The organism is Stenotrophomonas maltophilia group sp. LNF247, from assembly GCF_054083135.1.
Genome location: NZ_JBSRQL010000027.1, coordinates 18,613 through 27,719, shown reverse-complemented (window position 1 = coordinate 27,719; position 9,107 = coordinate 18,613). Strand labels below are relative to the sequence as shown.

The window sequence follows — 9,107 nt, the reverse complement described above, 5'->3', positions numbered from 1 at the left end:
AGTACATCAGCGAACGCCCGTGCCCGGAGTGCAACGGCGCGCGCCTGAACAAGGCGGCACGCAACGTGTTCGTGGCCGACCGCCCACTGCCGGAGCTGGTGGTGCTGCCGATCGACGAGGCGCTGAAGTTCTTCAGCGAGCTGAGCCTGCCGGGCTGGCGTGGCGAGATCGCCGCGAAGATCGTCAAGGAAATCGGTGAGCGCCTCGGCTTCCTGGTCGATGTGGGCCTGGATTACCTGACCCTGGAACGCAAGGCCGACACCCTGTCCGGTGGCGAGGCGCAGCGCATCCGCCTGGCCAGCCAGATCGGCGCCGGCCTGGTGGGCGTGATGTACGTGCTCGACGAACCGTCGATCGGCCTGCACCAGCGCGACAATGAACGCCTGTTGGGCACCCTCACCCGCCTGCGCGACCTGGGCAACACGGTGATCGTGGTCGAGCATGACGAGGACGCGATCCGCCTGGCCGACTACGTGCTGGACATCGGCCCGGGCGCGGGTGTGCATGGCGGCGAGATCGTCGGCCAGGGCACCCTGCAGGACATTCTGGAGGCCCCGCGCTCGCTGACCGGCCAGTACCTGTCCGGCAAGCGCGCGATCGAGATTCCTGCTCGCCGGCACACGCCGAACCCGAAGATGACGCTGCACCTGCGCGGTGCCAGCGGCAACAACCTCAAGGGCGTGGACCTGGCGATTCCGGCGGGCCTGCTGACCTGCGTGACGGGCGTGTCCGGCTCGGGCAAGTCGACCCTGATCAACGATACCCTGTTCTCGCTGGCTGCCAACGAGATCAACGGTGCCTCGCACCCGGTTGCGCCGTACAGGGAGATTGATGGCCTGGATCTGTTCGACAAGGTGGTGGACATCGACCAGTCGCCGATCGGCCGCACCCCGCGATCGAACCCGGCCACCTACACCGGCCTGTTCACGCCGCTGCGCGAGTTGTTCGCACAGGTGCCGGAGGCGCGTGCGCGCGGCTATTCGCCGGGCCGTTTCAGCTTCAACGTGCGCGGCGGCCGCTGCGAGGCCTGCCAGGGCGACGGCCTGATCAAGGTGGAGATGCACTTCCTGCCGGACGTGTACGTGCCCTGCGATGTCTGCCACGGCAAGCGCTACAACCGCGAAACGCTGGAGATCCTTTACAAGGGCTTCAACATCAACGACGTGCTGGAAATGACCGTCGAGGATGCGCTGAAGCTGTTCGAGCCGGTGCCGTCGATCGCGCGCAAGCTGGAAACGCTGGTGGACGTGGGCCTGAGCTACATCAAGCTGGGCCAGAGCGCGACCACGCTGTCCGGTGGTGAAGCCCAGCGCGTGAAGCTGTCCAAGGAACTGTCGCGCCGCGATACCGGCCGCACCCTGTACATCCTCGACGAGCCGACCACGGGCCTGCACTTCCACGACATCGAAGCGCTGCTGGGCGTGCTGCACAAGCTGCGCGACGAAGGCAACACGGTGGTGGTGATCGAGCACAACCTGGACGTGATCAAGACCGCCGACTGGATCGTGGATCTGGGCCCGGAAGGCGGCCATCGCGGTGGCACCATCCTGGTCACCGGCACGCCGGAGGATGTGGCGGCCTGCCCGCAGTCGTACACCGGCCAGTTCCTGGCCCGCATGCTGCCCTCCACCAGCGCGCGCCCGGAGCAACCGGCTGCGGTGGCCAACAAGCCCGACGCCCGTCCGCCACGCAAGCTGAAGCCTGAGAAGCCGGCGAAGAAGGCGGTGGCTGCCAGGAGCACCGGCAAGACCAGCAAGACCGCGACGACCCGCAAGAAGAAGGACGCCTGATGAGCAGCGAACACAAGATCCTGGCCCGCATCCCGATCAGCGTGCGCTGGCGTGACATGGACAGCATGGGCCACGTCAACAATGCCAAGTACATTTCCTACCTGGAGGAAGCGCGCGTGCGCTGGATGCTGGGCGTGGAAGGCGTGTCGATGACCGACCGCATCGCACCGGTGGTGGCCGCGACCAACGTCAACTACCGCCTGCCGATCGTGTGGCCCAACGACATCCTGGTCGAGCTGTTCGTCGAGCGCCTGGGCAACAGCAGCGTGACCATCGGCCACCGCATCGTCGACCAGCAGGACGACTCGAAGCTGTACTCGGATGGCAACGTGGTGGTGGTCTGGATGGATACGCAGACCGGCAGGAGCGCACCGCTGCCGGAGGCGATCCGCAGCGCTTCCACCTGAAGGTAGTGCCGGCCGCTGGCCGGCAACCTCCAGATGCTTCGCGCATGCCGGCCAGCGGCCGGCACTACCGATCCCATTCAAAGGACTGAGATGATCCACCAGACTGAACTGCGCGACCTGCTGCCCGGCATGGTCCCCTTCCCTACCGATGTCTTCCCCGCTGACCAGGCGTGGCTCGCCCAGCATCTGCTGCCGCTGCTGAAGATCGACCTCGGTGTGCTGCGCCCTGAACTGGCCGGCCAGGTGGCAACGATGCTGTGCCCGATCGAGCCGTACGACGGCTGCATCGGCGAGACCACCGAAGAACACCACAACGACTTCACCAGCACCAACTGGATCGCCTTCGAGCTGACCGCCGGCAACCAGATGCGCTTCCTCGGCAACGAGGGCTATTTCATCGGCGATCAGGTGGATGACAAGCACGCGCGGAAACACATCGCGCAGATGCGCGAGAGCTATGCCAAGGCGCGTGACTACCATGCCACGCACGGCCGCCTGGCCTGCTACTCGCGCTATGGCAAGGACGAGCCCAGCGAGCGCGATTACCTGGATACGCTGGGTGGACGGATTTCCTGTGGCAACTGGATCGAAACAGCCGATATTCCGGCCGCCTTCACCCTGGAATTCACCGACGCCGCCAACGACCGGCATGCTCCAGATGATGCCGAACTGGCGATCATCCGCCACGGCGGCCACAAGTTCTTCGCCGTGGCCGAAGTCGCTGGCTACAACTGGTGCGCCACCGGCGCCGACGCGATAGTGATGCTGTATGAGCCGGTGAGCCGCACGGTGCTGTTCTCGTACGATTGGTCGTAAGACCCTGCGGTAGTGCCGGCCGCTGGCCGGAATTTCCTGTCCTGCCGGCCAGCGGCCGGCACTACCAATACCGGACATCGGTCATCACCGAAGATCGATGAAGCCGTTGTCGGCCAGCGGCCGGCTCTCCCGGATGCCGCTTCAGAACCAGCGCTGGAATAGCTCCACTGTATAGCCCACCAGCTGCCCCGAACTGAAGCCGAAGAACGCGATCGCCACCAGTGCGGCGATCCAGTTGAACAGCATCAGCGCACCATCGCGTTCCAGCAGCGCCAGCGAGAACAGCAGCAGCTGGAAGCCGAACAGGAAGTTGGTGAACGGAATCGGCAACGACAGCAGCAGGCCCAGCAACACCAGCAGCAGGCCAGTGAACGCGTGTGCGGGCAGCGGTGTCAGCAGCTGCGGCAGGCGTGGCTTCAGCATCCTGTCCAGCCGCCGCAACGGGCGATCGATACGGTCCAGGAAGCGGTGCATGGTGCCGCGCTTCGGCCCGCGTCGGGCAATCAAACCGGGCAGCCAGGGGCGGCGCAGGCAACACAGCATCTGCAGGCCGATCAGGACCACCAGTGGGCCGCTGACCGCCCCCCCCATGCCCGGGATCGGGATGAACGAGGGCAGGATCGCCACGAACAGGAACACGCCGAACGCGCTCTGCTGCAGGTTGCTGAGGATCTGGCCGAGCGGCATGTGCTCGGCGGGATCGCCGGAGGCGAACATCTCCAGCAGGGTGCGGATGCCCTCGTTGCGGTAGGCCGCGCGCTGAGCGCCCTGGCCCTGGCCGGTCTCAGGCGGTGAGCTCATCGGCCTGCTCGTCGGACAACGTGCGCAGCAGCAGCTTGTCCACCCGCGCACCGTCCAGGTCGACCACCTCGAAGCGCCAGCCGGCCCAGTCGAAGTACTCGCCTGCGTGCGGGATGCGGCCGAAGTAGTGGATGCACATGCCGGCCAGCGTGTAGTAATCGCCGTCCTCGGCATCGGGCAGGTCGTTGCTTCCGATCAGCTCGCGCAGGTCTTCGATCGGCAGCGAGCCGTCCACCAGCAGCGAGCCGTCCTCGCGGGTCACCACCAGGGCGTCCTCGTCGGCATTCTCGACCGCCTGCAGGCGGCCGACCACGGCGCCCATCAGGTCGCTGATGGTCACCAGGCCCTGGATCTCGCCGTACTCGTCCACCACCAGCGCCATCGACTGCTGTTCCTCGCGGAAGATCTCCAGCAGCTTCATCGCGTGGGTCGATTCGGAGACGTACAGCGGTTCGCGCAGGGTCTGGAACAGCGCGTTGTCGCCGCGCGCCATGCGCGTGGCCAGCGATTTCAGCTCCAGCACGCCGACCACGTCCATGTCGTTGTCGCGGTACACCGGGTAACGGGAGAACTCGTGCTCGGCCATGATGTCCAGATTGCGCTCCAGCCCGGCCTGGGTGTCGAGCCAGGCGATGCGGTTGCGCGGCGTCATCAGGCTGTCGGCGGTGCGGTCGCCCAGGCGCATGACGCGGTTCATCATGTCGCGCTCGTGGGCGTCGATCACGCCGGCCTCGTGGCTCTCGGCCACCAGCATCCGGATCTCTTCTTCAGTCACCTGCGCGGCCTCGTCCTTGCCCAGGCCCAGCACCTTCAGCACCAGCTGGGTAGTCTTGGACAGGAGCCAGACGAAGGGCAGGGCGAGCCTGGCCAGCCAGCTCATCGGCATCGCGACCAGGCCGGCAATGGCCTCGGAACGTGTCAGGGCCAGGCGCTTGGGCACCAGTTCGCCGAAGATCAGCGTGATGAAGGTGATCAGCGAGACCGCCAGGGCGGTGCCTACTTCGCGCGCGTACGCAAAGCCGGGCATCAGGCCCTGCAGCCAGCCGGCGATCGCGTCGCCGATCGCATCACCACCGAGGTAGCCGGTGAGTACGCCGATCACGGTGATGCCGATCTGCACGGTGGACAGGAAGCTCTCCGGCTTCTCCGACAGCTCCAGCGCCTTGGCGGCGCGCTTGGAGGTGGCGGCCATCTGCTTCAGGCGGCTCTTGCGCGAGGTCATGACCGACATCTCGGACATGGCGAAGAAGCCGTTCAGCAGAACCAGCGCGAAGACAATCAGGATCATTTCAAACACGGGCGTCGTCCCCGGTTGGTGGCAGGGAGGGCGGGTGCTTGCGATGGCGGCAGGCGCTCAGGAACGGGGTCCGGCGCGGCGCAGGGGGATAAGGGTCGTCGTCCATAAGGTGCGCCTGAAGGCGCGCTGGCATCTTAGCAAAGGGGCGTGGCAGGGTGGCAACCGCCTGTTCAGGTTGGGGCTCCCAGAGCCCGGAAAGGGCGCGGGGATACCCGTGATGGTCATCTAGCCGTCATAATTCGCTCTGGTGCCGTCCTTCCCGCGACGGCTGACAGGTTTCTCAATGTTCTCTCTGCAGACCATTTTCGGTTCCGGCAAACAGTTCTACACCCTGCTCGATGAGGCTGCTGTCGCGGCTTCCGATGCCGCCAAGGCGCTGCATTCCATGCTGCGCGAGGCCGACCGCCAGCCCGCGCTGGACGCCTTCAAGCTGGCCCGCCTGCGCGAACGCGCGGCCTCGGACAAGATCAGCCAGGCGCTGGTGGACAGCTTCATGACCCCCATCGAGCGCGAAGACATCGAAGCGCTGGGTTCGGCCCTGTACAAGATTCCAAAGCAGATCGAGAAGTTCGCCGATCGCTATTCGCTGGCCACGACCCACCTGGAGCACATCGACTTCGCGCCGCGCGCGGCGATGCTGGAGCAGGCCGCCGGCGTGGTGGTGGAGATGGTGGCCGACCTGCGCCACATGAACCTGGACCGGATGACCGCGCTGAACGAGAAGCTGCGCTCGCTGGAGAACGAGGCCGACCGCCTGATGCTTGAGCTGTACCGCGACATCTACTCCGGTCGCCTGGACAACCTGCAGATGTTCCTGCTGAAGGAATTCTTCGAGATCCTGGAAAAGGCCATCGACCGTTGCCGCGAGGCTGGCGTGGTGGCGTACCAGATCGTGTTGAAGAACAGCTGACGGACGCCGCCGCATGTTGACCCTTGTCCTGGTAGTGATCCTGGCCGCGCTCGTCTTCGAGTTCATCAACGGCTTCCACGACACTGCCAATTCCATTGCCACCGTAGTGGCGACCAAGGTGCTCTCGCCCGGCTGGGCGGTGATGCTGGCCGCCTTCATGAACCTCATCGGTGCGCTGACCGGTACGGCGGTGGCGCTGACCATCGCCTCGGGCCTGCTCAACACCAACGTGGTGGAAGTCACCCCGCAGGTGATCCTGTGCGCGCTGCTGGGCGGCATCATCTGGAACCTGATCACCTGGTGGAAGGGACTGCCGTCCTCGTCCTCGCACGCGCTGATCGGCGGCCTCTGCGGCGCCGGCCTGGCTGCGGCCCACAACAACTGGGATGCCCTGATCTGGTCCGAGCGCCTGGGCAGCTGGGCGCAGAACAAGGGCCTGCTGTGGAAGGTGTTCGTGCCGATGATCACCTCGCCGATCGCCGGCTTCCTGCTCGGCATTGTGGTGATGGTGCTGCTGTGGGCGCTGATCGCCGGCCTGGCCAAGGTCGGTGGCGCCATCGGCCGCCTGGCCCGCCCGCGCATCGTCAATGCCTTCTTCGGCAAGGCGCAGATCGCCTCGGCGGCCTACATGGGCTTCGCCCACGGCCACAACGACGCGCAGAAGACCATGGGCATCATCGCGATGACCCTGATTGGTGCCGAAGCCACCGGCGCACTGAACGATCTCCCGTCCTGGCTGGCCTTCATGCACCCGGACGCGCACGCCGGTGACGGCATCGCCATGTGGATCGTGCTGACCTGCGCGGTGGTGATGGCGGCCGGTACCGCTTCGGGTGGCTGGAAAATCATCAAGACCCTGGGCCACAAGATGGTCAAGCTGCACCCGATCCACGGCTTCGCCGCGGAGACCAGCTCGGCCACCATCCTGACCCTGGCGGCCCACTTCGGCATGCCGGTCTCGACCACGCACAGCATCTCCACCGCGATCATGGGTGTCGGCTTCGCCAAGAACCCGCGTTCGCTGAAGTTCGGCGTGATCGAGCGCATCGTCTGGGCCTGGATCCTGACCATCCCGGCGGCCGGCGGCTGTGCGTACCTGATCCTGAAGCTGTTCGAACTGTTCGGCTGGACCTGATCGCCACGCCAGGGTTGCAAACGAAAAAGCCCGCCATATCAGGCGGGCTTTTTCATGGGCAAAGAATTTTTCCGCATACAACGTGTCGACCAAGGTCGACACCTACCAGAGCAGAACCAGGGTCAGAGCCCGTTGCCAAACAACGGGATCCACCCCCGTGCCGACCAACGGTCGGCACCTACCAACAGCGCCCGGAAACTGTCGAAGGCGGGGTGGGGTGGGCAGGCGGGGGCGCAGAGCGCCATGGATGGCGCTCTACGAGGCACGCAGGAGCAGTTTTTGCCGTCCCCCGCCTGCCCATCCCACCCCGCCATCCCACGGAATCCAGGCCTTTGCAGTCGCAGCTGCAGTTGCAGTTGATCCAGCGGGTGCCGGGCCGCAGGCCCGGCCGCCACCACCCATCAATTACGCTGGAACAGCGCCTTCACATCATTCCGGAACGCCGCCTGGCTGTCGGCCCGGCTGTAGAACATGTGCCCGCCCGGATAACTGCGCACCTGCACCCGGTCCGGATTGCTGCCCATCGTCGGCATCTGGTCCACGGTCAGGATCGAACCCATGAACGGGCACGACAGGTCGTTCCAGCCATGCACGATCAGCACCTGCAGGTGCGGGTCGATCGCCACGGCCTGGCGCAGCTGGGTCACCGCGCCATCGCGCAGCTCGCCATTGCGGTCCCACAGCCGGTTCACGTCGTAGTTCAGCGCCTGGTACCGCGCATCCACCTTCCAGCCGACCACGCGCGTCACGAAGTCGACCATCGCCGTGGTGGTCGGCGCGATGATGCTGTCCAGCAGCGGATCGTTGGCGCGCTGCTCCGGATCGTTCGGGAATGGATCGAACGCGGTCACGTTGGAGTCGTAACGGCTGCCCAGCGTGCCCTTGTCGCGGAATACTTCGCGCAGGTAGGCCTGCGTTTCCAGGCGGCCACCGGCACGGCGCACGAACTGCGGCTCCAGGCCGGTCAGTTCGGTCACCCGGCGCAGCATCGCCTCGGTTGCCTGCGGATCGCTACGGCCTTTCATCAAGGCGGTGGCGTAGTCGCCACGGGTGTATTCCACTACTTCGCGCATCGCTGCATCGGTCAGTTTGCCCTGGCGCTCCAGGTGCGCGGCGGCGATCGACGGCAGGGTCTGCATCCACGCCATCGGCGAGACATCGGCGTTGTCTTCCAGGGTCGGGCTCAGGTACGGCGAGACCAGTACCAGGCCGTTCATCGCCACGCCCAGCCGGGTCTGCAGGTAGTGGGTGATGCGCGGGCCGCGATAGCCGCCGTAGCTCTCGCCAGTCAGGTACTTGCGCGACGCCATGCGCTGGTTGCGCAGCAGCCAGTCGTAGATCGAGCGTGACAGGTATTCGATGTCGGCGCTGGGGTTGTACAGTGCCTTCTTCGCTTCATCGTCGCCGATCCGCGCGCGGCTGAAGCCGGTGCCGACCGGATCGATGAACACCAGGTCGGTGAAGTCCAGCCAGGTGCCGGGGTTGTCGTGCAGGGTCGCCGGCGCCGACGCGCTGTCACCCTCGGAGCCGAAGGTCACCACCTTGGGTCCGATCGCGCCCATGTTGAGGTACACCGACGACGCGCCGGGACCGCCATTGAGCGCGAAGGTCACCGGCCGGTCCTTACCCGGCATCGTATAGGCGGTGAACACCACATCGGCGATCACCTTGCCCTTGGCATCGCGTACCGGCAGGGTGCCGACGGTGGCGGTGTAGTCCAGGGTGCGGCCGGCCAGGCGCATGCTCTGGCGGGCTGAGGCGTCTGCGGGCAACGCAGACGCCTCGGTCTTGTCGTCTTTCGGATCGGGCTTGGCGTCGGCATCAGGCGCGGCCAGCACGCTGGCTGGGGCGATGAGCAGGCCGACGCAGAGCGCGGCAGTGTGCAGCAGGGACTTCATGGCACCGGGTGGGCAGCGGAAGGGGATTCCGATGCTAGGCCGGTGGCGGCCCA

8 protein-coding genes are annotated in these 9,107 nt (G+C 65.9%); 5 read left to right on the top strand and 3 right to left on the bottom strand.

Annotated elements, in window-relative coordinates; all coding sequences use genetic code 11:
• From uvrA to ACTXG9_RS18705, 3 genes are all read left to right on the top strand, one after another.
• The coding region (gene uvrA, locus ACTXG9_RS18715) for an excinuclease ABC subunit UvrA (protein ID WP_457654811.1) at positions 1-1,790 on the top strand (1,790 nt) is incomplete at its 5' end.
• On the top strand, positions 1,790-2,197 hold the full coding sequence (locus ACTXG9_RS18710; RefSeq protein WP_019659297.1) for an acyl-CoA thioesterase: 408 nt from the start codon (positions 1,790-1,792) through the stop codon (positions 2,195-2,197). The genes uvrA and ACTXG9_RS18710, both read left to right, overlap by 1 nt.
• A 90-nt stretch (positions 2,198-2,287) precedes the next feature.
• Positions 2,288-3,013, top strand: coding sequence for a hypothetical protein (locus ACTXG9_RS18705; RefSeq protein ID WP_021203120.1), 726 nt, complete (start codon positions 2,288-2,290; stop codon positions 3,011-3,013).
• A 141-nt stretch (positions 3,014-3,154) separates the two neighbouring features.
• Here the strand turns inward: ACTXG9_RS18705 and ACTXG9_RS18700 are convergent, their stop codons facing one another.
• The gene (locus ACTXG9_RS18700; RefSeq protein ID WP_111103058.1) at positions 3,155-3,814 is read right to left on the bottom strand and encodes an exopolysaccharide biosynthesis protein; all 660 of its coding nucleotides are present in this window, start codon (positions 3,812-3,814) and stop codon (positions 3,155-3,157) included.
• Complete coding sequence (locus ACTXG9_RS18695; RefSeq protein ID WP_005416017.1) at positions 3,798-5,102, bottom strand: hemolysin family protein; 1,305 nt, start codon at positions 5,100-5,102, stop codon at positions 3,798-3,800. Before ACTXG9_RS18695 ends, ACTXG9_RS18700 begins: the two co-directional genes overlap by 17 nt.
• Positions 5,103-5,394: 292 nt before the next feature.
• Between ACTXG9_RS18695 and ACTXG9_RS18690 the strand changes: the two genes are divergently transcribed.
• Positions 5,395-6,021, top strand: a complete 627-nt coding sequence (locus ACTXG9_RS18690; RefSeq protein WP_004152833.1) for a DUF47 domain-containing protein — start codon at positions 5,395-5,397, stop codon at positions 6,019-6,021.
• 13 nt (positions 6,022-6,034) lie between these two features.
• Positions 6,035-7,156 (top strand): inorganic phosphate transporter, encoded by a 1,122-nt coding sequence (locus ACTXG9_RS18685; protein WP_019658889.1) that lies wholly within the window; start codon positions 6,035-6,037, stop codon positions 7,154-7,156.
• A 401-nt stretch (positions 7,157-7,557) separates the two neighbouring features.
• On the opposite strand, the gene ACTXG9_RS18680 is transcribed toward ACTXG9_RS18685, so the two are convergent.
• Entirely contained in the window at positions 7,558-9,054 is a 1,497-nt protein-coding gene (locus ACTXG9_RS18680) for a S10 family peptidase (protein WP_180832953.1), read from the bottom strand.
• Positions 9,055-9,107 lie beyond the last annotated feature (53 nt).